Origin of the sequence: Pseudomonas viridiflava (assembly GCF_900602065.1) — a bacterium.
GTDB lineage: Bacteria > Pseudomonadota > Gammaproteobacteria > Pseudomonadales > Pseudomonadaceae > Aquipseudomonas.
Genome location: NZ_UWFN01000181.1, coordinates 120,869 through 146,677, shown reverse-complemented (window position 1 = coordinate 146,677; position 25,809 = coordinate 120,869). Strand labels below are relative to the sequence as shown.

Sequence of the window (25,809 nt, the reverse complement as noted above, 5' to 3'; positions counted from 1 at the left end):
AATAACTATGTTGCATATCTTCTGCCCTCACTGTGGCGAACTGCGCTCTGAAGAGGAATTCCACGCTTCAGGTCAGGCCCACATCCCGCGTCCACTGGACCCGGCGGCCTGCACCGACGAGCAATGGGGCGACTACATGTTCTTCCGCGATAACCCGCGCGGGCTGCATCACGAACTGTGGATCCATGCCGCTGGCTGCCGTCAGTACTTCAACGCGACCCGCGACACCGTGACTTACGAAATTCTCGAAACCTACCCGATTGGCACAAAACCGCAGTTCAAAAACCCTGCGTTTGAGAAGACAGCCAGCGGCGAGGGAGACCAGGTATGAGCCAGACCAACCGACTGCCCAACGGCGGCCGCATCGACCGCAGCAAAGTCCTCAACTTCAACTTCAACGGTCAGACCTATCAGGGCTTTGAGGGCGACACGCTCGCCGCAGCTCTGCTGGCCAATGGCGTGGACATCATCGGTCGCAGCTTCAAATATTCTCGCCCTCGCGGCATCTTCGCGGCAGGTTCTGAAGAGCCGAACGCGGTACTGCAGATTGGCGCTACCGAAGCCACGCAGATCCCGAACGTACGCGCCACGCAACAGGCGCTGTATTCGGGCCTCGTCGCGACCAGCACCAACGGCTGGCCGAGCGTGAACAATGACGTGATGGGGATACTCGGCAAAGTCGGCGGCAAGCTGATGCCGCCGGGTTTCTACTACAAAACCTTCATGTATCCGCAATCGTTCTGGATGACTTACGAGAAGTACATTCGTAAGGCTGCTGGCCTTGGTCGCTCGCCGACCGAAAACGATCCGGATTCCTACGACGCCATGAACCAGCACTGCGACGTGCTGATCGTTGGCGGTGGTCCGGCGGGTCTGGCTGCAGCACTGGCTTCGGCCCGCAGCGGTGCCCGAGTCATTCTCGCCGACGAACAGGAAGAGTTCGGCGGCAGCTTGCTGGACAGCCGCGAAAGCCTTGATGGCAAACCGGCTGCTGAATGGGTCGCCACCGTTATTGCCGAGCTGAAAGGCTTGAAGAATGTGGTCTTGCTGCCACGCGCTACGGTCAACGGCTATCACGACCATAACTTCCTGACCATTCATGAGCGGCTGACCGACCACCTCGGTGATCGTGCGCCTATCGGTCAGGTACGTCAGCGCATGCATCGGGTTCGCGCCAAACGTGTCGTGCTGGCCACCGGGACTCACGAACGTCCGCTGGTTTACGGCAACAACGACGTGCCGGGCAACATGCTGGCCGGTGCGGTTTCCACGTATGTACGTCGTTATGGCGTAGCGCCGGGCAAGAAACTGGTGCTGTCCACCAACAACGATCACGCTTACCGCGTCGCGCTGGATTGGCTCGATGCCAGTCTGCAAGTGGTGGCGATTGCAGATGCTCGTCACAACCCACGCGGCGCGCTGGTTGAAGAGGCTCGCGCCAAAGGCATTCGGATTCTGACCGGCAGCGCCGTGATCGAAGCGCGAGGCAGCAAGCACGTCACCGCCGCTCGTGTGGCGGCCATTGATGTGAGAGCGCATCGAGTAACCAGTCCCGGCGAATGGCTCGAATGCGATCTGGTCGCCAGCTCCGGTGGCTACAGCCCTATAGTTCACCTGGCGTCACACCTGGGCGGCAAGCCGGTCTGGCGTGAAGACATCCTCGGTTTCGTACCGGGCGAAGCGCCGCAAAAACGCGTTTGCGTCGGCGGCGTAAATGGCGTCTATGCATTGGGCGACACGCTTGCAGATGGTTTCGAAGGTGGCGTGCGCGCCGCCAGCGAAGCCGGTTTCAAAGTGGTCGAAGGCGTTCTGCCAAAAGCCCTGAGCCGCGCTGAAGAGCCGACCCTGGCACTGTTCCAGGTGCCGCATGACAAACCTACAGCCCGTGCGCCGAAGCAATTTGTCGACCTGCAAAACGACGTCACCGCTGCCGCCATCGAACTGGCGACCCGCGAAGGCTTCGAGTCGGTGGAACACGTCAAACGCTACACCGCGCTGGGCTTCGGTACCGATCAGGGCAAGCTGGGTAACGTCAACGGCCTGGCCATCGCAGCACGCTCGCTGAACGTTTCCATCCCGGAAATGGGCACTACCATGTTCCGCCCGAACTACACGCCCGTGACCTTCGGCGCGGTAGCCGGTCGTCACTGTGGGCACATCTTCGAGCCGGTACGTTTCACCGCCCTGCACGCCTGGCACCTGAAGAACGGTGCCGAGTTCGAAGACGTCGGTCAGTGGAAACGTCCGTGGTACTTCCCGAAAGCCGGTGAAGACATCCATGCTGCCGTGGCTCGCGAATGCAAAGCCGTGCGTGAAAGCGTCGGCCTGCTGGACGCTTCGACACTCGGCAAGATCGACATTCAGGGCCCGGATGCACGTGAGTTCCTCAACCGCATCTACACCAACGCCTGGACCAAGCTCGACGTGGGCAAGGCGCGCTATGGCCTGATGTGCAAGGAAGACGGCATGGTCTTCGACGACGGGGTTACCGCCTGTGTCGCCGACAACCACTTCATCATGACCACCACAACAGGCGGCGCGGCGCGCGTGCTGCAATGGCTGGAGATCTACCAGCAGACTGAATGGCCTGATCTGAAGGTGTACTTCACTTCCGTGACCGACCACTACGCAACCCTGACCTTGTCTGGCCCGAACAGCCGCAAGCTGCTCAGCGAAGTGACCGACATCGATCTGGACCGTGAGGCGTTCCCGTTCATGACCTGGAAAGAAGGTCTGGTCGGCGGCGTTCCGGCACGGGTGTTCCGCATCTCGTTCACCGGTGAACTGTCTTACGAGGTCAACATCCAGGCTGACTACGCCATGGGCGTGCTGGAAAAGATCATCGAAGCCGGCAAGCAGTACAACCTCACGCCATACGGCACTGAGACCATGCACGTACTGCGCGCCGAGAAGGGTTTCATCATCGTCGGCCAGGACACTGACGGCTCGATGACTCCGGACGACCTGAACATGGGTTGGTGTGTTGGCCGCACCAAACCGTTCTCGTGGATCGGTCAGCGCGGCATGAACCGTGAAGACTGCGTGCGTGAACAACGTAAACAGCTGGTCGGCCTCAAGCCGGTTGATCCAACCAAATGGCTGCCAGAAGGCGCACAACTGGTGTTCGACCCGAAACAGTCGATCCCGATGACCATGGTCGGTCACGTGACCTCCAGCTACGCGGCCAACTCGTTGGGTTATTCGTTCGCGATGGGTGTGGTCAAGGGCGGCTTGAAACGCATGGGCGAGCGGGTGTTCTCACCGCAGGCCGATGGCAGCGTGATCGAGGCCGAAATTGTGTCCTCGGTGTTTTTCGATCCGAAGGGTGAGCAGCAGAACGTTTGATGGGCCGCGCCCTATGTAGGAGTGAGCTTGCTCGCGATCGGCTGCGAAGCAGTCGTGAAAATGGTGCATCCACCATCGTATAAAAGTCGTCCCGACTTTATCGCGAGCAAGCTCACTCCTACAGGGGTCCAGTTCACCGCTACAACAGAATTCAGAACAGGTGCTCTATGACCACAGCCAACGTTTACCAGCAGCGGCCAACGACCGGCGAGAAAGCCGAGTCACCGCTGTTTCACGCCGACCTCAATAGCCTGGTCGGTAAAGGTCGCGCCAACCCTGGCGTGACTTTGCGCGAGAAAAAATTACTCGGTCACCTGACCATTCGCGGCGATGCTCACGATCCTGCTTTTGCCGCAGGTGTCCACAAGGCCCTGGGCATGGAACTGCCTGGCGCGCTGGCGCTGGTGATCAGTGGTGACAGCTCGATTCAGTGGCTCGGCCCGGATGAATGGCTGCTGATCGTGCCAAGCGGCGAAGAGTTTGCCGTGGAACAGAAGCTGCGCGCTGAACTGACCGGCCTGCACATTGCTATCGTCAATGTCAGCGGGGGGCAATCGATTCTTGAACTGAGCGGCCCGAAAGTCCGCGAAGTGCTGATGAAGTCCACCAGCTACGACGTGCATCCGGACAACTTCCCGGTGGGTAAAGCCGTCGGCACCGTGTTCGCCAAGTCTCAACTGGTAATTCGCCGCACGGGCGAGGAAACCTGGGAGTTGCTGATCCGCCGTAGCTTCTCGGATTACTGGTGGATGTGGTTGCAGGATGCGAGTGCCGAGTATGGCCTGACCGTTCAGGCTTGAACCCCCTGCCACTCCCTGTAGGAGCGCGCTTGCCCGCGATAAAGTCGGAACGACTTTCAGACAATGGTGCATTCACCATTTTCACGACTGCTTCGCAGCCGATCGCGGGCAAGCGCGCTCCTACAGATCAAAAAACACCAGGAGTTAATGAATGAGCCGCGCCCCCGACACATGGATTCTGACCGCCGACTGCCCAAGCGTGCTGGGCACGGTGGACGCGGTGACCCGCTATTTGTTCGAGCAGGGCTGCTACGTCACCGAGCACCACTCTTTTGATGACCGGCTTTCCGGCCGCTTCTTCATTCGTGTGGAGTTTCGCCAACCCGACGGCTTCGACGAACAAGGTTTCCGTGCCGGCCTGACGGAGCGTGGTGAAGCGTTCGGCATGATCTTCGAGCTGACCGCGCCGAACTACCGGCCAAAAGTCGTGATCATGGTTTCCAAAGCTGATCACTGCCTGAATGACCTGCTCTACCGCCAACGCATCAACCAACTGTCCATGGACGTGGTCGCGGTGGTGTCCAACCATCCGGATCTGGAGTCGCTGGCGCGCTGGCATGAAATTCCGTACTACCATTTCCCCCTGGACCCCAACGACAAGCCCGCTCAGGAAAGCAAAGTCTGGCAGGTGATCGAAGAGTCAGGTGCCGAGCTGGTGATTCTTGCCCGCTACATGCAGGTTCTATCGCCGGATCTATGCCGCAAGCTGGACGGCAAGGCGATCAACATTCACCACTCGCTGCTGCCGGGTTTCAAAGGCGCCAAGCCGTACCATCAGGCCTACAACAAAGGCGTGAAACTGGTGGGCGCCACCGCGCATTACATCAACAACGATCTGGACGAAGGTCCGATCATTGCCCAAGGGGTAGAAGTGGTCGATCACAGTCATTACCCCGAAGACCTGATCGCCAAAGGCCGCGACATCGAAGGCCTGACGCTGGCAAGGGCGGTGGGTTATCACATTGAGCGGCGTGTGTTTCTGAACGCCAACAGGACGGTGGTCCTGTAAACGACGCATCCCCCCCCTGTGGGAGCGAATTCCTTCGCGAATGCGGTCGTACAAACGACGAATCTCTATCGGATGTACCGGCCTCTTCGCGAAGGAATTCGCTCCCACAGGGGCTGTATACAACGATCCAAAGCAAACACCCCAGAGCAATCCCTGCGTTGCTTGTAACACCCAACAAAAGCAGCGCATTTCTCCGCGACATAACAACAAAATCGAGGTGAAAGAATGTCTGACAATCGTGGTGTGGTGTATCTCGGCGCTGGCAAGGTCGAAGTACAGAAAATCGACTATCCCAAAATGCAGGACCCGCGTGGGCGCAAGATCGAACACGGCGTCATTCTGCGCGTGGTTTCCACCAATATCTGTGGCTCGGATCAACACATGGTTCGCGGCCGCACCACTGCGCAAACCGGTCTGGTACTGGGCCATGAAATCACCGGCGAAGTGATCGAAAAAGGCACTGGCGTCGAGAATCTGAAAATCGGCGATCTGGTATCAGTGCCCTTCAACGTCGCGTGCGGGTTGTGCCGATCCTGCAAAGAGCAACACACCGGCGTGTGCCTGACCGTCAATCCGGCTCGCCCGGGCGGTGCCTACGGTTACGTCGACATGGGCGACTGGACCGGTGGCCAGGCGGAATACGTGCTGGTGCCGTATGCCGACTTCAACCTGCTCAAGCTGCCGGACCGCGACCGGGCCATGGAAAAAATCCGTGACCTGACCTGCCTCTCGGACATCCTGCCCACCGGTTATCACGGCGCAGTCACAGCCGGTGTAGGCCCGGGCAGTACCGTGTACATCGCTGGCGCTGGCCCGGTCGGTCTGGCCGCTGCGGCATCAGCTCGTCTGCTGGGCGCGGCAGTTGTCATCATTGGTGACGTAAACCCTGCTCGCCTGGTTCATGCCAAGGCTCAGGGTTTTGAAATTGCCGACCTGTCCCTCGATACCCCGCTGCACGAGCAAATCGCCGCACTGTTGGGTGAGCCTGAAGTGGACTGCGCCGTTGATGCGGTAGGCTTCGAAGCGCGTGGCCATGGTCATGCGGGTGTGCAGCATGAGGCACCGGCAACCGTACTCAACTCGTTGATGGGCGTGGTCCGTGTAGCGGGCAAGATCGGTATTCCCGGGCTTTACGTTACGGAAGATCCGGGTGCCGTCGACGCTGCAGCGAAAATGGGCAGCCTGAGCATTCGCTTCGGTCTGGGCTGGGCCAAATCCCACAGCTTCCACACCGGCCAGACGCCGGTCATGAAATACAACCGCCAGTTAATGCAGGCCATCATGTGGGATCGCATCAAAATCGCTGACATCGTTGGCGTCGAAGTCATCAGCCTCGACGACGCGCCACGTGGTTATGGCGAGTTCGATGCGGGTGTGCCGAAGAAGTTTGTGATTGATCCGCATAAGTTGTTCAGCGCGGCGTAGGGCCAACCCCGCCCCTGTGGGAGCGAATTCATTCGCGAATGCGGTGTGTCAGATCTGGATATATTTCCGGGCTGCCCCCTTCGCGAATGAATTCGCTCCCACATATCGTCTTTCAAACCAGATATCTGCGCATTTACTCACCAGACAAGCGCAAGGAACATTGCCAACCCATTTAAGGTCAAACACGTGTTTCTACCGGCTGCTGCCGGATTTTTCGTTTGAGGGGTTTGTTGCAATGAAGATTTCACGCGGTGTAGCACTGGCAACCTTGATGGCCATTGCGGCTGGCCCGGTGTTCGCTTTCAATCTGAATGACGCGGCCAATGCCGTTTCCAACGCGACCAGTGGCAATCAGAAAGCCACCGCAGCGCCTGAAGCTGCGGGCCTGCTCAATCTATTGGGCTCAAATTTAAACGTCACTCCCGAGCAAGCCGTCGGTGGTACCGGCGCATTGTTGGGTCTGGCAAAGAACAAACTCGCCGGCAACGATTACAGCCAATTGAGCAAATCGGTGCCTGGCCTCGATCAACTCACTGGCAATAGTGCTTTGAGCAGTCTTGGCAGCCTCAACGGTTTAGGCAGTGTGTTGGGCAACTCGGGCAACAGCGCTGAAAGCTCGGTGCTGAACAGCGCGTTGGGCAACGTACAAAGCATGGGTGATGTGAACAAGGCGTTCAGCGCTTTGGGCATGGACAGCTCAATGGTCAGCCAGTTTGTGCCGCTGATTCTGCAATACCTGGGTCAACAAGGTGCCGGCGGTTCGGCACTGCAAAGCCTGGGCAGCGTATGGGGCGCAGGCAGCTGATTCAGCGCTGATCCTTCAATCCTGGGACGCATCGCTGCGCAAGGTGGCGATGCGTGCGTTCTTTTCCTGCCACAACTGATTGACCCAGCCCTGCACCTTCTCGCGAAACAGCGGATCATTTTCGTAGTCGCCCTGCCACAGCGCAGGATCAAGCTCACGAGTCTGGATGTCGATGATCACCCGAGGCACGTCACCACACAGCAAGTTCCAGAACCCCGGTATGCGCTCGCCCGGATAGACCACCGTCACGTCCAGGATCGCATCCAGCTTTTCGCCCATGGCCGCCAGCACAAACGCCACACCGCCCGCCTTCGGCTTCAGCAGGTGTGAGTAGGGCGAGCTTTGTTCTGCATGCTTGGCAGCCGTGAAGCGCGTCCCTTCCAGGTAGTTGACCACGGTCACCGGCTGATTTTTATACAGCTCACAGGCCTGACGGGTGATCTCAAGGTCATGACCTTTAAGCTCAGGGTTCTTGGCCAGGAAAGCCTTGGTGTAGCGCTTCATGAACGGGTAATCCAGTGCCCACCAGGCCAGGCCCAGCAGTGGCACCCAAATCAGCTCTTTCTTCAGGAAGAACTTGAAAAACGGTGTGCGCCGATTTAGCGCCTGAATCAGCGCCGGAATGTCTACCCATGACTGGTGGTTGCTGATGACCAGATAAGAAGTGTCGCTGCGCAGGCCTTCGTCGCCACGGATTTCCCACTGGGTTGGAATGCACAGCGAGAAGATCAGCTTGTCGACTTCAGCCCAGGTTTCAGCAATCCATACCACCGCTTGCGAGCAGCTCTCGCGTAACTGACCGCTGAACGTCAGCTTGAGCAGGCCGAAGATCAGTAACGGCCCGATCATGACCAGCGTGTTAAGCAACAGCAGCAGGGTGACAAAACAGCCAGTGAGCAGGCGACGCATACGGATCTCTGGAGGACTACAAGGGCCGCCATGATAAAGAGCAACAGCGCCTGCGCCAAATCCGCTTGTCGCGGACAAATGTTTCACAAGGTTACGGATAAGCTCTGGCCTGCGAACGATGTGTGATCGCGATGTCTAAAATCGCGAATGAATATCCTGTAGGAGCTGCCGAAGGCTGCGAAACTATTTACCTGACAAACCGATTCGCAGCCTTCGGCAGCTCCTACAGAACCGCGTAACCCAAAAAAGGTACCCACCCAGTGAAATCAACTCTGGCGCTATTGTCCCTGTTGGCATTGCCTGTCATGGCTGCCGAGCCGACGCTGTATGGCCGTTACGAAAACATCAAGGTCGCGGAAATCGGTGAAACTTTCAAAGCCAAGATGGACACCGGGGCGTTGACCGCCTCGCTGTCGGCCAAGGATATCGAGTTGTTTACCCGCGATGGCGACGACTGGGTACGTTTCCGCCTCGCCACCAAAGGTGCCAGCAACAAGGTGTATGAACACAAGGTTGCGCGGATCAGCAAGATCAAGAGCCGTGCCGAGGGTGACGACGAGGATGAAGATCTCGATCCAACCAAACGCCCCGTGGTCGATCTGGAGTTGTGCCTGGGCAACGTGAAACGCACCGTCGAGGTGAACCTGGTAGACCGCAGCCACTTCAACTACCCGCTGCTGATCGGTGCCAAGGCCTTGCGTGAGTTCGGCGCAGCGGTGAACCCGGCGCGGCGTTATACGGCGGACAAGCCGGATTGCTGATCACCACGGTATGACGCGACCTCCTGTAGGAGTCGCCCGGTGTCCCTGACACCACGCTGTCGCGCAGCAAACATGAGAACTGTAGGAGTGAGCTTGCTCGCGATTTCGGTCTATCAGTCGGTGAATATATTGCCTGTGCTGACGTAATCGCGAGCAAGCTCACTCCTACAGAGTTCCGCGTTTGCTGTGCGAAGACGGCGCAGCTCCCACAGATATATTCCAGCCTCAACAAAAAACGGCGCCCTTGCGGGGCGCCGTTTTTGTTTACCCGCCTTGAATCAGGCGTGAACCAACGCTGGCGCTGGTTCGCGTACCACCGGCTGCAAAGGCAGCAACGGTGCATGCGGATCAGCCGCGACAGACTCGCGCCATGCCGCCAGCCATTCAGGGTGGTTCTCGCTCCAGACTTGCTCATGCAAGCGGCCCAATGCAACCGGATCGCTTAGCAGCATCAGGCGGTCATGGTTGCTGAGCTTCTCAGGCCCGACTGCCAGTGCGTGGCGAACACGCTCCATCCGTACGAACTCGATGGGCTCGGCGATCCGGTGACGCGAGGTCGCCAGGGCGCAGGCCAGCGCGTTCTGCTGCGGATCAACCACGGCGCGGATGAAGCCTTGCTTCAGCGCGTGCCAACGGTTCTCGTGGGTGTACAGATCAGTCGAGACCAGTTCTTGCGGCGGCGTGTGCTCTTCCGGAATCAGGAAGAACTTCTCGTCGCGAGCCTTGAGACCCAGACCGGTACGGCTGGAAATCACCGAAACCGGAATCGACAACATCAACGAACCGACGATTGGCGCCAGCCACCAGAGGAAGCTTGGGTTCAACCAGGCGACCAGCAGAGCCCAGCACGCACCCAACAAGGTTTGCGGGCCATGACGCTTGACCGCTTCAAGCCAGGGCGTGGAGTCGTCGTCACGTTGTGGCGAGTTCCAGGTCGCAGCCCAGCCCAGGAACGCAGCCAGTACGAAACGGGTGTGGAACAGCATGCGCACCGGAGCCAGCAGCACCGAAAACAGCATTTCCATCAGCATCGACAGGGTGACTTTGATCTTGCCGCCATAACCCACTGCGCCCTTGGCCCAGATCAGAATGATGCTGAGCAGTTTAGGCAGGAACAGCAACACGATGGTCGTCGAGAACAGCGCAACGGCTTTTTCCGGGTGCCATTGTGGCCACAACGGATACAGCTGACGCGGTTCAAGGAAGTAGGTCGGCTCCATCAGCGTGTTCACTGCCAGCAAAGCCGTGGACAACACCAGGAAGAAGAACCACAACGGCGCCGACAGATAAGACATCACGCCCGTCAGGAACACCGCGCGGTGAACCGGGTGCATGCCTTTTACCAGGAACAGCCTGAAGTTCATCAGGTTGCCGTGGCACCAGCGACGGTCACGCTTGAGTTCGTCCAGCAGGTTTGGCGGAAGCTCTTCGTAGCTGCCCGGCAAATCGTAGGCAATCCACACGCCCCAGCCAGCACGACGCATCAGCGCAGCTTCAACGAAGTCGTGAGACAGAATCGCACCGGCAAAAGCCCCCTTACCCGGCAACGGCGCCAAGGCGCAGTGCTCGATAAACGGCTTCATCCGGATGATCGCGTTGTGGCCCCAGTAGTGGGATTCACCCAACTGCCAGAAGTGCAGACCCGCGGTGAACAATGGACCGTATACGCGAGTAGCAAACTGCTGCATGCGCGCATAAAGGGTGTCCATGCCCGAAGCGCGTGGCGCGGTCTGGATGATACCGGCGTCTGGCGTGGCTTCCATCAAGCGCACCAGACTGGTCAGGCATTCGCCGCTCATGACGCTGTCAGCGTCGAGCACGACCATGTAACGGTAATCACCGCCCCAACGACGGCAGAAGTCGTCGAGGTTGCCGCTTTTACGTTTTACGCGACGGCGACGACGGCGATAGAAGATCTTGCCGAAGCCTTTGGTTTCGCGACAGACATCCAGCCAGGCCTGTTGCTCGGCCACGCAAATGTCAGTTTCGTTACTGTCACTGAGGACGAAGAAATCGAAACGATCCAGATCACCGGTAGCCGCAACCGACTCGAAAGTCGCTCGCAAGCCAGCGAATACACGGGGTACGTCTTCGTTGCAGATCGGCATGACCAACGCGGTACGAGCGCCCTTTTCAATCGGCTCATTACCTGCACTGGCACCCGAGATACGGTATTTATCACGGCCGGTCAGCAATTCCAGGAAGCCCATCAAGGCGGTCCAGAAACCTGCCGAAACCCAGCAGAAAAGAATACCGAACAGCAACAGAATGCTGGTCTGCAAGGCATAGGGCAGAACCTGCCACATGGTCTGTACGAAGGTCTGGTGGGTGATTTCGTCCAGCGAAACCAGCGACCAGCCCTGATACGGCAGAATGCCTTTCATGTACCAGCCAGCCACGATGGTCTGGCCGAGCATGAGGATCAACAGGATGTAACGACGAATCGAACCCACGGTGCGCCAGCGCGCCTTGGGCAGATCGCGTTCAACTTTAGGCTCGACCGGGTTACTGCGGCCCGTCAGACGACGCCACATGCGAACCAGGATATTGGTCCGCCATGGTTCCGGCACAACCTTGGTGCGATTGATCGGCGGGGTAGCTTTCAGGCAAACCCGGCCATTCGCATCGAGGACGAGCATCTCGGCCTCTTCCAAAGCCTCGGCCGTGGTCAGCGTCAGGCGGCGACCCACCGAAGCCTGAGCGGCTTCGGCAGGGTCGTTGACTGGTTGAGCAGACAAACGCTCGTGCAGTTCGGCGAACGAGTTGCAGCCAGCCAGCTCGGCCCGCTGCTCATCGCTCATCGGAAGGTGCGCCAAGTACTCGCTGAGCGATACTGGCACCGGTACGGAATTACTCATCGGCTGGCAACTGGTAGCTCCAGGTCTCGGTCATGACTTGCAGCGTCTTGGCCGGTTCTGGATTGGTGGGCGCAGCCTCGGCTTCTGGCTGCTGGGTCTCTTTGCCGTCTTTGTCTTTCGCGACATCAGCCTTGGCTACGTCTGCTTTGGCAGCATCAGCTGGCTTGGCGGCGTCCGCTGGCTTGGATGCATCGGCTTTGGCATCTGCAGGCTTGGCTGCATCAGCCTTGGCTACGTCGGCTTTCGGATCTTTCGCGGCGTCTGCAGGGGCTTCTTTCTTCGGAGCCTCTTTAGGCGCTGCTTTTTTCTCGTCGCCGATGTGCGCTTTGGCAGCAACCAGTACCGCAGGTTCCTTGCCTGGCTCAGCCGGGATTTCACGCAGCAGGTAGGCCTGCATCTCGATCGGCTTGTTAGCGTCTTTGACCTTGACCCGCAGCGTCAGGCGATAGCCTTTGGTCACCGGGTTGTAGCGCAGGTTGTTTTCAACCAGCTCGGTATTGGTGTCGGTGGTGACCTGGCTGCGGATGGTCTTGTCTTCAGGCATCGAAGCGAGGATAGGACCCACGAAGTCCACCTGGAACGCAACGCTGCCGTCCAGCTGACGAATCAGGTTGGACTGACGAATGTCACCGGCGGAACGCAAGGTCTGCTTGACCCAACCCAGATCAGGCGAGTGAATGGCTTTCTCGTCCATGGTCCAGTGAATGCGGTAGTTGAAGTCAACTGGCTCGCCCGGTGCAGGCAGGGTGTCCGGCTTCCAGAACGCAACGATGTTGTCGTTGGTTTCATCGGCAGTCGGGATCTCTACCAGATCAACGGTACCTTTGCCCCAATCGCCTTTAGGCTCGATCCACGCGCTTGGGCGTTTGTCGTAGCGATCATCCAGGTCTTCATAGCTGCTGAAGTCACGACCACGTTGCAGCAGACCGAAACCACGCGGGTTCTCTACCGAGAAGCTGCTGACAGCCAGGTGTTTAGGGTTAGTCAATGGACGCCACAGCCATTGGCCATTGGCTGCCTGAATCGACAGACCGTTGGAGTCATGCAGCTCGCGGCGATAGTTCTGCACACGCGAAGGCTGGTTGGCACCGAACAGATACATACTGGTCAGCGGCGCAACACCGAGCTTGCTGACTTTGTCACGCAGGTACATGCGCGACTGGACGTCAACCAGGGTATTGGTGCCTGGACGCAGGGTCAGCTTGTAAGCACCGGTCGCGCGTGGGGAGTCAAGCAAAGCAAAGATCACCAGATGATTGTCATCGGTGCCCGGCTTCTCGATCCAGAACTCAGTGAAACGCGGGAACTCTTCGCCAGACGGCAGTGCGGTATCGATCGCCATGCCACGAGCCGACAGACCGTAAACCTGACCTTTACCGATCACGCGGAAGTAGCTCGCGCCCAGCATGGTCATGATTTCGTCTTGTTTGTCGTCTTTGTTGATCGGGTACAGCACTCGGAAACCGGCATAACCCAGTTTCTCGGTCGCCTTAGGGTCGAACTTAACGTCGCCAAAATCAAAGCGGCTTGAGTCGTACTTGATCTCTTCAACGGTAGTCGCGGTGACTTCGTTGATTTTGACCGGAGTGTCGAAGTGCATACCCTGGTGATAGAACGAGACTTTGAACGGCGTTCTGTCGCCAGCCCATTCGGCACGGTCTTCACGGAAACGGATTTTCTGATAGTCCGCGAACTTCATGTCACGGAACTCGGCAGGCAGATTGCTGCGCGGGGCTTCGTACTTCTTATCGGCCAGTTCTTTCGCTCTGCTCGCGACGTCATCAAGACTAAACGCCCACAGTTGAGTGGCACTGAACAGTGAGATCAGGGCTGAACTTGCCAATAGCGCGCTACGCAACCGCTTGCCAGGTGTCTTTACCGCATTACAGGGACTAACAATCACGAGCAACCCTCGCCGAAAACAGATGAAGAAACCAACGGCCAGCTATCAATTGCCGGGTTGGCGAGCATTGTTCCGACTCCGAAAGAACCTAATGATTCCCCAAACGGTGTCGGACCAGCTTCTGACCTTGCCAAACGGTGCCACAAACGCGGATACCCGGACGGCGCGATTATCTAGTAGCGCGCGCCACAACGCACCATCTCAGGTGAAGTATTTATTGCTATACAGCCTAATAAATCCGGGGAAAGTACGCCAAACCAGCAGTTTAGCCTTCCAGCAAAAAAGTCACCGGGCCATCATTCACCAAATGAACTTGCATGTCTGCACCAAATTGGCCCGATTCAACCACTGAATGCGAGCTTTTTGCCTGCTTCAGTAAATAGTCGAACAACTCGGCACCCAAGGCCGGCGGGGCAGCTTTGGAGAAGCTCGGCCGCATGCCACTTTTGGTATCGGCTGCCAAGGTGAACTGCGAAACCAGTAGCAAACCGCCTGCGACATCCCGCAAGGAAAGGTTCATCTTGCCATCAGCATCGCTGAACACCCGGTAGTTAAGCAGCTTATGTAGCAGCTTGTCGGCACTGGCCTGAGTGTCTTGAGGCTCGACGCCCACCAGGACCATCAGACCTTGGTCGATAGAACCTACGATCTGCCCGTCAACTTCGACGCGTGCGCTGCTGACGCGTTGTAGCAAGCCTTTCATGTATCAAATTCCCTCGCTCACTGTTGGAGCGAGGCTTGCCCGCGAATCAGTCGACACGGTATCTCAGATAGATCGCGCAATCGTTATTCGCGGGCAAGCCTCGCTCCAACAAACAGCTTCAAGCCTCTTCAGGCGGCAAATCCAGCAAACGGGCGGCAACCTGTGCGGCGGCGCGGACCAGCGCGTCGGTGATGCCCGGCTCCGAGGCAGCATGCCCGGCGTCACGAATCACCTGCAACTCGCTGTTTGGCCAGGCCTGGTGCAATTCCCAGGCATTATCCAGCGGGCAGATGACGTCATAACGACCGTGCACGATGATGCCCGGCAAATGAGCAATCTTGGGCATGTCGCGAATCAGCTGATTCTCTTCCAGGAACGAGTTATTGGTGAAGTAGTGGCATTCAATGCGCGCGATGGACAGCGCACGCTGAGGCTCGGAGAAGCGGTCGACCACTTGCGGATTGGGCCGCAGCGTAGCTGCACGGCCTTCCCAGGTAGACCAGGCTTTGGCGGCATGCATCTGGGCAATCTGGTCGTTGCCGGTCAGGCGCTTATGGAACGCGCTCAGCAGATCACCGCGCTCATCCAGCGGAATCGGGGCCACATAATCCTGCCAGTAATCCGGGAACATGCGACTGGCACCAGCCTGATAGAACCATTCGATCTCTTGCGGACGCGCCAGAAAGATACCGCGCAGGATCAACGCATGGACACGATCCGGATGAGTCTGGGCATAGGCCAGCGACAAGGTCGAACCCCACGAGCCACCAAACAGCACCCATTTATCGATGCCCAGATGCTCGCGAATCCGCTCCAGGTCGGCGACCAGATCCCAGGTGGTGTTGTTCTCAAGGCTCGCATGCGGCGTCGAGCGACCGCAGCCGCGCTGGTCGAACGTAATGATGCGGTACAGATTGGGATCGAAATAACGACGGCTTTGCGCATCGCAACCCGCGCCGGGGCCGCCATGAATGAATACCACCGGCAGACCTTCCGGTGATCCGCTTTCATCGACATATAGAACATGCGGCGCCTCCACAGCCAGATCGTGCCGGGCGTAGGGTTTGATCTGCGGATACAAGGTCTGCATAGGTGCTCCGTGAGTGCGATTCGGGGTCTTCTATTATTTTGCCGCTGGCCATCATAAACCCGAAACGAGGAATGTTCATGCTGTCGCTCACAGCTCGTGTCGAGAGTGGAACGATCAATGCAAGCGGTTTGCCAATTGCCCAAAAGGGCGAACCAGAGCGACATGAGCCTGTCGAACCGACGGACGTGTCGTGGTTAATTCAGGAATTTGCAGGAAAAATTTGCAGACACGCCCTACAGTCAAAGAAATCCCATCCTTCATTCGTCTGACTACTTGAGGTCGTATCGATGTCTCAGGAACCACTTGTTCGTGACGCTGAAGTGGCCGCATTTCGCGCCGCTGTTCTCGCCAAACTCACCTATGCGGTGGGTAAGGACCCTGACCATGCGTTTGAGCATGACTGGTTCGAAGCCGTAGCCCTCGCTGCTCGCGACCACATGGTCGAGCATTGGATGGACCACACCCGGCAGATTTATCGCAAGGTCCAGAAACGGGTGTATTACCTGTCGCTGGAATTCCTTATCGGCCGTTTGCTGTACGACAGCCTGAGTAACCTCGGCCTGTTGGAAGTCGCCCGAGAGGCAATGACTGAACTGGGCGTCGATATTGAACGCATCAAGTTGCTGGAGCCCGACGCGGCGCTGGGTAACGGCGGTCTTGGTCGTCTGGCAGCCTGTTTCATGGAAAGCATGTCGACGCTCGGCATCGCTGGCCATGGTTACGGCATCCGTTACGAGCACGGCTTGTTCCGCCAGGCCATCGTCGACGGCTGGCAGCAGGAACAAACCGAGAACTGGCTGGACTTCGGTAACCCGTGGGAATTCGAGCGGCCAGAAGTGGTGTACCCGGTCGGTTTCGGCGGCAGTGTCGACACCCTGACCAATGAGGACGGTGAACAGCGTCAGGTCTGGCGTCCATCTGAAACCGTCCGTGCCATTGCTTACGACACGCCAGTAGTGGGATGGCGCGGTAAAAGCGTGAACACCCTGCGTCTGTGGCGTGCCCGCGCAGTAGGCGATTTGCACCTGGAGCGCTTTAACGCCGGTGACCACTTTGGTGCAGTGGCCGAGGTGGTGCGCGCAGAAAGTATCTCGCGTGTGCTTTACCCGAACGATGCCACCGAGGCCGGTCAGGAATTACGTCTGCGTCAGGAGTATTTCTTCGTCTCTGCATCGCTGCAGGATTTGCTGCGTCGCCATCTGAACATGCACGCGACACTGATGGATCTGCCGGAACACGCGGCTATCCAGATGAACGACACGCACCCGTCCATTGCCGTGGCCGAGCTGATGCGTCAGTTGATCGACAACCATGGCATCGCGTGGGACGCCGCGTGGAAGATCACCGTGGGCACCCTCGCCTACACCAACCACACCTTGCTCCCCGAGGCGCTGGAAACCTGGTCGGTCGGCCTGATGGAGCGCATGTTGCCGCGCCACATGCAGATCATCTACATCATCAACGCTCAGCACATCGACACCCTGCGCGCCAAAGGCATTCACGATTTCGACGTGCTGCGTGCTGTGTCCCTGATCGAGGAAGAAAATGGTCGCCGCGTGCGCATGGGCAACCTGGCGTTCCTCGGCTCCCACAGCATCAACGGCGTATCGGCGCTGCACACCCAGTTGATGCGCAAGACGGTTTTTGCCGAACTGCACAAGCTGTATCCAGACCGAATCAACAACAAAACCAACGGCATTACCTTCCGCCGCTGGCTGTTCCAGTCCAACCCCAAGCTCACGCAAATGCTCACCGAGTCGCTGGGCGACGACGTGCTGGACAGTGCAGAAACGCGCCTGATCGAACTGGAGCCGTTCGCTGACAAGAGCTCTTTCCGTAAGCAATTTGCGGATCAGCGCCTGCACAGCAAGCGTGCGCTGGCGGCGATCATCAAGGAGCGTCTGGGGATCGTGGTCAATCCGGCAGCGATGTTCGACGTACAGGTCAAACGGATTCACGAATACAAACGTCAATTGTTGAACCTGTTTCACACCGTTGCCCTGTATCAGGCTATCCGCGCTCAACCGGGCACCGATTGGGTGCCGCGCGTGAAAATCTTCGCAGGCAAGGCCGCAGCCAGCTATCACTCGGCCAAGCTGATCATCAAGCTGACGAATGATATTGCTCGCACCGTTAACAGCGACCCTACCGTACGTGGCTTGCTCAAAGTCGTATTCCTGCCTAACTACAACGTCAGCCTGGCGGAAAGCATTATTCCGGCAGCCGACTTGTCGGAGCAGATTTCTACTGCCGGGCTGGAAGCGTCAGGCACCAGCAACATGAAATTCGGCCTCAACGGCGCGCTGACCATCGGCACGCTGGACGGCGCCAACGTGGAGATGAGCGAGCAAGTGGGCCTGGAGCACATGTTCATTTTTGGCATGACCGCTCAGGAAGTCGAAGCCCACAAGCAAGTCGGCGACTTCAGCGCTTACGCTGAGGCCGCAGCATCGGGTCGGCTCAACGATGTCCTGCAAGCCATTCGTGGCGGCGTATTTTCACCGGATGACCCTAACCGCTATGCCGGCCTGATCGATCAACTGCTGGCCTATGACCGCTTTCTGGTCTGCGCCGACTTTGATTCTTACTGGGATGCCCAGGCCAGGGTCGAAGCGCACTGGCATGACTCGAAAGAGTGGTGGCGCTCTGCGGTACTCAATACGGCGCGCATGGGCTGGTTCTCGTCAGACAGGACGATCCGGGAATACGCGGGGGATATCTGGAACGCGCTGGATTGATGGCGTGAATTGACTGTTGGAGCGAGGCTTGCCCGCGAAGGACGATAAAGCAGTCTGCCTGCTGTATCGCGTTGACTGATTCGCGGGCAAGCCTCGCTCCAACGGTGGATCGCATCCCACCCCGCGACCATTCGTTTCAGCCACCGTTTCAGCATTTTCCGGCTACGCTTTGCCAACGCGTGAACTCAATGGGTGATAACCCAGTCTTATGGGCAGTATTACGTCTCGACTCGCGCTAAACTGCGCGGGTTTTTTATTCCCCCTATTCGGAGCTATCCATGTCCCGCGTTACCCTGAGTCGCTATTTGATTGAGCAGACCCGCAGCAACAACACTCCTGCCGATCTGCGCTTCCTGATCGAAGTGGTGGCGCGAGCGTGCAAGGAAATCAGCCACGCCGTTTCCAAAGGCGCGCTGGGCGGTGTGCTCGGCAGCATGGGCACTGAAAACGTTCAGGGCGAAGTGCAGAAGAAGCTCGACGTGATCTCCAACGAAATCCTGCTCGAAGCCAACGAATGGGGTGGTCACCTGGCTGGCATGGCGTCCGAAGAAATGGACAACGCCTACCAGATCCCGGGCAAATACCCTAAAGGTGCGTACCTGCTGGTTTTCGACCCACTGGACGGTTCGTCGAACATCGACATCAACGCTCCGGTCGGCACTATCTTCTCCGTACTGCGTTGCCCGAACGAATACCTGAGCCAGAACGAGCCTTTGAATGAAAAGGCCTTCCTGCAGCCAGGTACTCAGCAAGTCGCCGCCGGTTATGCCATCTACGGTCCACAGACCATGCTGGTGCTGACCCTGGGCGACGGCGTCAAAGGCTTCACCCTGGACCGTGAAATGGGCAGCTTCGTACTGACCCACGAAGACATCAAGATCCCGACCTCTACTCAGGAATTCGCGATCAACATGTCCAACCAGCGTCACTGGGAAGCTCCGGTTCAACGCTACGTTGACGAATTGCTGGCGGGCGAAGACGGTCCGTTGAAAAAGAACTACAACATGCGCTGGGTTGCTGCGATGGTCGGCGACGTGCATCGCATCCTGACCCGCGGTGGTCTGTTCATGTACCCACGTGACAGCCGTGAGCCTTCCAAGCCGGGCAAATTGCGCCTGATGTACGAAGCCAACCCGATGTCGTTCCTGGTTGAGCAAGCTGGCGGCGCGTCCACTGACGGTCATCAGCGCATCCTCGACATTCAACCGGACGGCCTGCACCAGCGTGTTGCGGTGTTCCTAGGCTCGAAAGAAGAAGTTGAGCGCGCGACCTCGTACCACAAGGCCTGACCGCTATGACTGCCCCTTGGCTCTCTCTGCTGGAATGGTGGTTCGGCTCTGCCGAGTCGCCCTCCGAAGCAGCGAAAGCCAAGGGCAAGTTGTGGTTCGGCAAGGATCAGGCTCAGGACACCGAAGCGCAGACGCGTTTTGGTGATCTGGTCGAATCCGCGCTTTCAGAAGGCTTGAAAGAGTGGACTGAAAGTCCTGAAGGCTGGCTGGCGTTGGTGCTGCTGCTCGACCAACTGCCACGAATGATCTATCGCGACACGCCCAAAGCCTATGCTGGTGACCTGCGAGCGCAGGCATTGGTGACACACGGCCTGAAACTCGGCCGCGACCAGCATCTGGATCCGCTGCAACGCACCTTCATCTACCTGGTGCTGGAGCACTGCGAAAACATCGACGCGCAAAATGACGCCGTCGCCCGCTTCAAAGAACTCCTCCCCCTGCTCCCCTCCACTGACCGCGAATACTTCAACAGCAGCCTCGATTACGCCGAGCGTCACCGTGACGTCATCGCCCGCTTTGGCCGCTTTCCGCATCGCAACGAAATCCTCGGTCGTGTTTCAACTCGCGAAGAAATCGATTTCCTGAAAGAGCCTGGCTCCAGTTTTTAGGGTCAATGCCCCTGTAGGAGCTGCCGAAGGCTGCGAAATACATTATTTCTGAGACGACGCCTTCGCAGCCTTCGGCAGCTCCTACAAAGGCATCACAGCACTGGATTTATTCCCCGACGGAACCAGATCGCCATTTTCTCTTCTAAGCTCACGGTATTACGCCAGCATCCGTGCCCACTCGACCGTTTGCTGCGGCGTTGCCCTTTCCGTTCAGGAGCTTCATCCATGTCTCTGCGCTCTCTAGCGTTGTTGTCGTTTCTCGTATTGCTGACCGCATGCAGCAAGGTTAATCAGGAAAATTACTCGAAGCTGTCCGCCGGTATGCCCAAGGCTGAAGTTGAGCGCCTGCTGGGCAGCCCGACTGAATGCTCCGGCGCGCTGGGCATGTCCAGTTGCACGTGGGGTGATCAAAAGAGTTTTATCAGCGTGCAGTACGCCGCTGACAAGGTCGTACTTTTCTCGGGTCAAGGTTTGAAATAAGAAATGATCAAATTACTCGTGCGTTTTGGTCTGGTAGTAATGGCCAGCTTTCTCGCAATCGGTTTTGCGCACTCTGCTGAAAACCTTGAGCCAAGAACCGTTGGCACTGTTGACCTCAAGCAATATCAGGGCACCTGGTACGAAATCGCCCGACTGCCAATGTTCTTCCAGCGCAACTGCGCGCAATCCGAAGCGCATTACTCCCTCAAGGAAGATGGCAACGTTGGCGTAACCAACCGCTGCCGGACCCTCGAAGGTGAGTGGCAGGAAGCGACAGGTACAGCCACACCGCAAGTGCCGGGCAAGACCGACAAGTTGTGGGTGGAGTTTGATAACTGGTTTTCGCGCTTGATCCCCGGCGTCGCCAAAGGTGACTACTGGGTGCTGTATATCGGCGACGGCTACAAGACCGCTGTTGTGGGCAACCCGGATCGCAAGTACCTGTGGCTTCTGTCGCGCACGCCGACGATTTCCAAAGAGGTGAAAGAACACTTGCTCAGCCAGGCCCAGCAACAGGGTTATGACACCACCAAGCTGGTTTGGCGGGTTGAGGACTCGAAGATCGGGAAGTAGACGCACGTCATAAACAAGCCCCTGTGGGAGCGGTGCTTGCCCGCGATTTAGACACCTCGGTGTATCAGGTACATCGGGTAATCGTTCATCGCGGGCAAGCACCGCTCCCACATAGGCCGCATTTCAATTCAGAGAAATGCGTTTTGTTTGGTAGAAGTGAAGAATATTTACCCCAACAACTCCCGCAGCACCTGCGCAAACTCCCGTTTGCTCTGCTCTTCCCCGGCGTGATGCCCTTCGCGTATCACCCACTTGCCGTTGACCATCACATCGCGGATCTGCCGATCACTGCCCGCAAACAGCCAACGGTTGAGAATCGCGTCACCCGATGCCGTGGCGATGTAAGGGGCATCGCCATCCAGTACCAGCCAATCGGCGCGACGCCCCACCTCTAACTGACCAATCGGCTGCCCCAAGGCCTGAGCACCACCGGCCAGCGCAGCATCAAACAGCGTCCTGCCGACCATGGGTTGATCACTGCGATACAGACGGTTGCGGCGCTGGTCTCGCAAGCGCTGACCGTATTCCAGCCAGCGCAACTCTTCGACGACGCTCAACGAGACATGGCTGTCTGAACCGATCCCCCAGCGTCCGCCTTGAGCGATGTAGTCCACCGCCGGAAAAATACCGTCGCCCAGATTCGCCTCGGTGGTCAGGCACAACCCCGCGACCGCCCCGCTTTGCGCCATGAGCGCCACTTCATCAGGCTGCACATGAGTGGCGTGCACCAGACACCAGCGGTCATCCACTGGAGCGTTTTCGTACAGCCATTGAACTGGCCGACGGCCGCTCCAGCTCAGGCAGTCATCGACTTCCTTTTGCTGTTCGGCGATATGAATATGCACCGGGCATTGCTGATCACTAGCGGCCAGCACAGTGCTGATCTGCTCAGGCGTTACCGCACGCAGCGAGTGAAAACACAGGCCCAGTTGCTGCGCTGGTTGCGCGCGCACTACGGGTTGCAAACGGGCTTGCAGATCAAGGTAGCTGCCGGTGCTGTGGATAAACCGCCGCTGACCTTCGTTCGGCGCTTGCCCGCCAAAACCGGAATGGCTGTAGAGCACTGGCAAAAGCGTCAGGCCGATTCCAGCAGAGCTTGCCGCCTGACTGATTTGCAGCGCCAGCTCTGCAGGATCCGCGTACGGCTTGCCGGTGGTGTCCTGATGGACGTAATGAAATTCGGCGACCGACGTAAAACCGCCTTTAAGCATCTCGATGTACAACTGACGGGCAATGACGCCCAATTGCTGCGGGCTGATCTGTCCAACCAGGCGGTACATCAAATCGCGCCAGGTCCAGAAACTGTCATTCGGATTGCCCGCCACTTCCGCCAGCCCGGCCATCGCCCGCTGGAACGCGTGCGAATGCAGATTCGGCATGCCTGGCAGCAATGGTCCTTTGAGCAACTCCGCACCTGAAGCATCAGCCTCCGTAGCGACATGAGTGATCACGCCAGCGGCGCTGACCTCAATGCGAACATTATTGGCCCAGCCGCTGGGCAACAATGCACGCTCGGCAAAGAAGGCGGACATGGCTTGGCATCCCTCGAAAAGTGATTTGTATATACATATACAGACGTTTGCACGCTCGGTAAACTCCGGCAAGCTTGCCGCCGAACAGGTTAATGGTTAGCGTGAACGCACGTTATTCAAGTCGATGCGCTGCAAGATCAGCGCCGACCCGCACTGAATCACCTTCGAAAAGGATTGCCCCAAGTGCCGACTCCGCCCGCCACTTCTCCATTGGCTGCCCAGATGGGCGACAGTCCGGCCCCGCTGTACGCCCGTGTGAAGCAGATGATTGCTCAGCAGATTCAGTGCGGTAACTGGCCGCCGCATCACCGCGTGCCGTCCGAAAGCGAGCTGGTAACCCAGTTGGGCTTCAGCCGTATGACCATCAACCGCGCCCTGCGTGAAATGACCGCCGAAGGCCTGTTAGTGCGCATGCAAGGCGTCGGCACTTTCGTCGCCGAACCCAAGAGCCAATCCGCGCTGTTTGAAGTTCATAACATTGCTGACGAAATTGCTGCTCGTGGTCATCGTCACACCTGCAAGGTCATCCTGCTGAAAGAAGAAGCTGCTGGCTCCGAACGAGCCCTCGCGCTGGACATGCGTGAAGGTCAGCGGGTTTTTCATTCGCTGATCGTGCATTTGGAAAACGATCTGCCGGTGCAAATCGAAGATCGTTATGTCAACGCCTTGGTCGCACCGGACTATCTGAGCCAGGATTTCACCCAGCAGACGCCTTACGCCTATCTCTCGCAAGTCGCGCCATTGACCGAGGGTGAGCATGTGGTCGAGGCGATCCTGGCTGAACCCGATGAATGCAAACTGTTGCAGATCAGCCCCGGCGAGCCTTGCCTGTTGATCCGCCGTCGCACGTGGTCCGGCCGCCAGCCAGTGACCGCCGCGCGCCTGATCCACCCCGGTTCCCGTCATCGCCTGGAAGGACGTTTCAGCAAATGAGCCAACTGACTGTTTTACGCGCCGCTGACTACCCGAGCATGCCCTGGAAAAACGGCGGCGGCAGCACGGAAGAAGTGACCCGCGATGCGGGCGAAGGACTGGAAGGTTTCGGCTGGCGTCTGTCGATTGCCGATATCGAGCAGTCCGGCGGCTTTTCCCTGTTTCCGGGCTATCAACGTATCATTACCGTACTGCAAGGCGTGGGCATGACGCTGGATATCGACGGCAAAACGACCGAGCCACTGTTGCCGGGTGATCCCTTCGCATTCAGCGGCGACAGCCAGGTCAGTTGCACATTGCTCGACGGCGCGATTCGAGACTTCAACCTGATCTACTCGCCGGACCGCTATCGCGTCAGCCTGCAGTGGGTGGACGTGCTCAAACCTCAGCGGCTGTTCAGTTCAGCGTCTACCCTGTTGCTGTTCAGCGCGGCAGAACAGATGGCCGCGAACCTGGCCGAGCATCCGCCACAACTGCTGGAAAAGCATGACTGCCTGCAACTGGAGAATGAATCTGGCGCGCTGCTGGAGGTTGTGCTGTATGCCCCCCGTGCGAGCCGCTGCTGCTTGATTGAGCTAACCAAAATCCAGAACACGTGAAACTTACTGACAGACCACGCACCTGTGGGAGCGAATTCATTCGCGAAGAGGCCAGCGCTTCACCGAAACATTTCGGTCGACTGCAAACTAGCTTTCGCGAATGAATTCGCTCCCACAGAAGCTCGTTCCACGCCATTTACAACGTTTCCCCAAGGACGCTCCCACCGCCAATGACTGCCTATAACAACAAAAAAGAAACCCCAAGAGCCATCGCCATTCTTGCCAGCTTCCTGGCCTCCGAATCGGCCGGTGGGATTGTGTTGATGGGTGCAGCACTGGCTGCCTTGATCGTCGCCAACTCCGGCCTGTCCGCTGGCTATTTCGCGGCACTGCACAGCGTGTGGCTGGGGCTGTCTGTAGAGTTGTGGATCAACGACGGACTGATGGCGATCTTCTTCCTGATGGTCGGCCTGGAAATCAAACGTGAAGTCCTCGCCGGCGGGCTGGCCACCTGGGGTCAACGCGCCCTGCCCGGCTTCGCAGCGGCCGGCGGCATGCTGGTGCCAGCGCTGATCTACATCGCAGTCAACTGGGGGAACCAGGAAACCATGAGCGGCTGGGCGATCCCCGCTGCTACCGACATTGCATTCGCGCTGGGCGTGCTGTCACTGCTGGGTAAACGCGTGCCGACTTCCCTGAAAGTCTTTCTCGCCGCGCTGGCAATTCTCGACGATCTGGGCGCCGTCACCATCATCGCCTTCTTCTACAGCAGCGGCCTGAACATGCCGATGCTGCTGGCCTCATTCGCCACACTCGCCGTTCTGATCGTAATGAATCGCCTGCGCGTGCGTCGCCTGTTGCCGTACTTGCTGCTGGGTGCGGCTCTGTGGTTCTTCGTTCTGCAATCGGGCGTTCACGCGACCTTGGCCGGTGTCGCTCTGGCGCTGTGCATTCCTTTGGGCAAACCTGAAGAAGAGTCCCGCTCGCCACTGCTGTTCCTCGAAGAGAAGCTGCATTACTGGGTCGCGTTCGCCATCGTGCCCATCTTCGGCTTTGCCAATGCCGGTGTGTCGCTGTCGGGGATCTCTCTGCAAAACCTGATTGATCCTGTACCGCTGGGCGTCGCGCTGGGCTTGTTCTTTGGCAAGCAGATCGGCGTGTTCCTCGCCGCAGTACTGGCTATCCGCTCCGGCTTAGCCTCGTTGCCGGAGGGCAGTAACTGGGTGCAGCTGTATGGCGTAGCGATCCTTTGTGGCATCGGTTTCACCATGAGTCTGTTCATCGGCAACCTCGCATTCCCCGGTTCGGCACACCTGATCGACGAAGTAAAAGTCGGCGTATTGATGGGCTCGGGGCTTGCTGCAATCGCAGGCGTCATTCTGTTGCGCAGCCGAATCAGCAAGGGCTGAAAATTTATTTTCAAATCGCTGCATCCAGATGGGTTTCTCGCGGGTAGTACAGATAAGCAGCCGGTTTGGCTGTTAAGCGAAAACCCAAAACTGGAGATGT

Annotated in this window: 21 protein-coding genes; 15 read left to right on the top strand and 6 right to left on the bottom strand. The window is 58.1% G+C overall.

The window, feature by feature from the left end:
* The first annotated feature begins 7 nt into the window (after positions 1-7).
* From EE949_RS09780 to EE949_RS09755, 6 genes are all read left to right on the top strand, one after another.
* Entirely contained in the window at positions 8-331 is a 324-nt protein-coding gene (locus tag EE949_RS09780; protein ID WP_122664089.1) for a sarcosine oxidase subunit delta, read from the top strand.
* Positions 328-3,345, top strand: a complete 3,018-nt coding sequence (locus EE949_RS09775; protein WP_122664088.1) for a sarcosine oxidase subunit alpha — start codon at positions 328-330, stop codon at positions 3,343-3,345. Before EE949_RS09780 ends, EE949_RS09775 begins: the two co-directional genes overlap by 4 nt.
* A gap of 167 nt (positions 3,346-3,512) precedes the next feature.
* Positions 3,513-4,145: a sarcosine oxidase subunit gamma gene (locus tag EE949_RS09770; RefSeq protein ID WP_122664087.1), complete on the top strand. Its 633-nt coding sequence runs from the start codon at positions 3,513-3,515 to the stop codon at positions 4,143-4,145.
* A 151-nt stretch (positions 4,146-4,296) separates the two neighbouring features.
* A complete protein-coding gene (purU, locus tag EE949_RS09765; protein WP_122664086.1) occupies positions 4,297-5,154 on the top strand; it encodes a formyltetrahydrofolate deformylase in 858 nt (285 codons plus the stop codon).
* 225 nt (positions 5,155-5,379) lie between these two features.
* Positions 5,380-6,579: a formaldehyde dehydrogenase, glutathione-independent gene (gene fdhA / locus EE949_RS09760; protein WP_087265971.1), complete on the top strand. Its 1,200-nt coding sequence runs from the start codon at positions 5,380-5,382 to the stop codon at positions 6,577-6,579.
* A gap of 235 nt (positions 6,580-6,814) precedes the next feature.
* Positions 6,815-7,384, top strand: a complete 570-nt coding sequence (locus EE949_RS09755) for a DUF2780 domain-containing protein (protein WP_122664085.1) — start codon at positions 6,815-6,817, stop codon at positions 7,382-7,384.
* 15 nt (positions 7,385-7,399) lie between these two features.
* Here the strand turns inward: EE949_RS09755 and EE949_RS09750 are convergent, their stop codons facing one another.
* Complete coding sequence (locus EE949_RS09750; RefSeq protein ID WP_122664084.1) at positions 7,400-8,293, bottom strand: acyltransferase; 894 nt, start codon at positions 8,291-8,293, stop codon at positions 7,400-7,402.
* A 260-nt stretch (positions 8,294-8,553) separates the two neighbouring features.
* Between EE949_RS09750 and EE949_RS09745 the strand changes: the two genes are divergently transcribed.
* The gene (locus EE949_RS09745; protein ID WP_122664083.1) at positions 8,554-9,054 is read left to right on the top strand and encodes an ATP-dependent zinc protease family protein; all 501 of its coding nucleotides are present in this window, start codon (positions 8,554-8,556) and stop codon (positions 9,052-9,054) included.
* Between the two features lie 278 nt (positions 9,055-9,332).
* On the opposite strand, the gene mdoH is transcribed toward EE949_RS09745, so the two are convergent.
* From mdoH to pip, 4 genes are all read right to left on the bottom strand, one after another.
* On the bottom strand, positions 9,333-11,912 hold the full coding sequence (gene mdoH / locus EE949_RS09740; RefSeq protein WP_122664082.1) for a glucans biosynthesis glucosyltransferase MdoH: 2,580 nt from the start codon (positions 11,910-11,912) through the stop codon (positions 9,333-9,335).
* A complete protein-coding gene (locus EE949_RS09735) occupies positions 11,905-13,821 on the bottom strand; it encodes a glucan biosynthesis protein G (RefSeq protein ID WP_205505133.1) in 1,917 nt (638 codons plus the stop codon). The genes mdoH and EE949_RS09735 overlap by 8 nt, the downstream gene beginning before the upstream one ends.
* Positions 13,822-14,080: 259 nt before the next feature.
* Positions 14,081-14,518, bottom strand: a complete 438-nt coding sequence (gene dtd, locus EE949_RS09730) for a D-aminoacyl-tRNA deacylase (RefSeq protein WP_122664080.1) — start codon at positions 14,516-14,518, stop codon at positions 14,081-14,083.
* Between the two features lie 118 nt (positions 14,519-14,636).
* A complete protein-coding gene (pip, locus tag EE949_RS09725) occupies positions 14,637-15,608 on the bottom strand; it encodes a prolyl aminopeptidase (protein ID WP_122664079.1) in 972 nt (323 codons plus the stop codon).
* A gap of 287 nt (positions 15,609-15,895) precedes the next feature.
* Between pip and EE949_RS09720 the strand changes: the two genes are divergently transcribed.
* The 5 genes from EE949_RS09720 to EE949_RS09700 all read left to right on the top strand — a co-directional run bounded on the left by EE949_RS09720 (position 15,896) and on the right by EE949_RS09700 (position 21,296).
* Entirely contained in the window at positions 15,896-18,346 is a 2,451-nt protein-coding gene (locus EE949_RS09720) for a glycogen/starch/alpha-glucan phosphorylase (RefSeq protein ID WP_122664078.1), read from the top strand.
* A gap of 278 nt (positions 18,347-18,624) precedes the next feature.
* Positions 18,625-19,635, top strand: coding sequence for a class 1 fructose-bisphosphatase (locus tag EE949_RS09715; protein WP_027902274.1), 1,011 nt, complete (start codon positions 18,625-18,627; stop codon positions 19,633-19,635).
* Positions 19,636-19,640: 5 nt separating this feature from the next.
* Entirely contained in the window at positions 19,641-20,243 is a 603-nt protein-coding gene (locus tag EE949_RS09710; protein WP_122664077.1) for a DUF924 family protein, read from the top strand.
* Between the two features lie 225 nt (positions 20,244-20,468).
* The gene (locus EE949_RS09705; RefSeq protein ID WP_087265949.1) at positions 20,469-20,723 is read left to right on the top strand and encodes a hypothetical protein; all 255 of its coding nucleotides are present in this window, start codon (positions 20,469-20,471) and stop codon (positions 20,721-20,723) included.
* Positions 20,724-20,726: 3 nt separating this feature from the next.
* Positions 20,727-21,296 carry a lipocalin family protein gene (locus EE949_RS09700; protein ID WP_122664076.1) on the top strand — a complete coding sequence of 190 codons (570 nt, stop codon included), beginning with the start codon at positions 20,727-20,729 and terminating at the stop codon, positions 21,294-21,296.
* A gap of 167 nt (positions 21,297-21,463) precedes the next feature.
* Here the strand turns inward: EE949_RS09700 and EE949_RS09695 are convergent, their stop codons facing one another.
* The gene (locus tag EE949_RS09695) at positions 21,464-22,828 is read right to left on the bottom strand and encodes a formimidoylglutamate deiminase (RefSeq protein WP_122664075.1); all 1,365 of its coding nucleotides are present in this window, start codon (positions 22,826-22,828) and stop codon (positions 21,464-21,466) included.
* A gap of 222 nt (positions 22,829-23,050) precedes the next feature.
* Here EE949_RS09695 and hutC point away from each other — a divergent pair, with 222 nt between their 5' ends.
* The 3 genes from hutC (at position 23,051) to nhaA (ending at position 25,709) form a co-directional block, all read left to right on the top strand.
* Positions 23,051-23,761 (top strand): histidine utilization repressor, encoded by a 711-nt coding sequence (gene hutC / locus EE949_RS09690; RefSeq protein ID WP_205505138.1) that lies wholly within the window; start codon positions 23,051-23,053, stop codon positions 23,759-23,761.
* Entirely contained in the window at positions 23,758-24,360 is a 603-nt protein-coding gene (locus EE949_RS09685) for a HutD/Ves family protein (RefSeq protein ID WP_122664073.1), read from the top strand. The genes hutC and EE949_RS09685 overlap by 4 nt, the downstream gene beginning before the upstream one ends.
* A gap of 170 nt (positions 24,361-24,530) precedes the next feature.
* Positions 24,531-25,709 carry a Na+/H+ antiporter NhaA gene (gene nhaA, locus EE949_RS09680; RefSeq protein WP_122664072.1) on the top strand — a complete coding sequence of 393 codons (1,179 nt, stop codon included), beginning with the start codon at positions 24,531-24,533 and terminating at the stop codon, positions 25,707-25,709.
* The last annotated feature ends 100 nt before the right edge of the window (positions 25,710-25,809 follow it).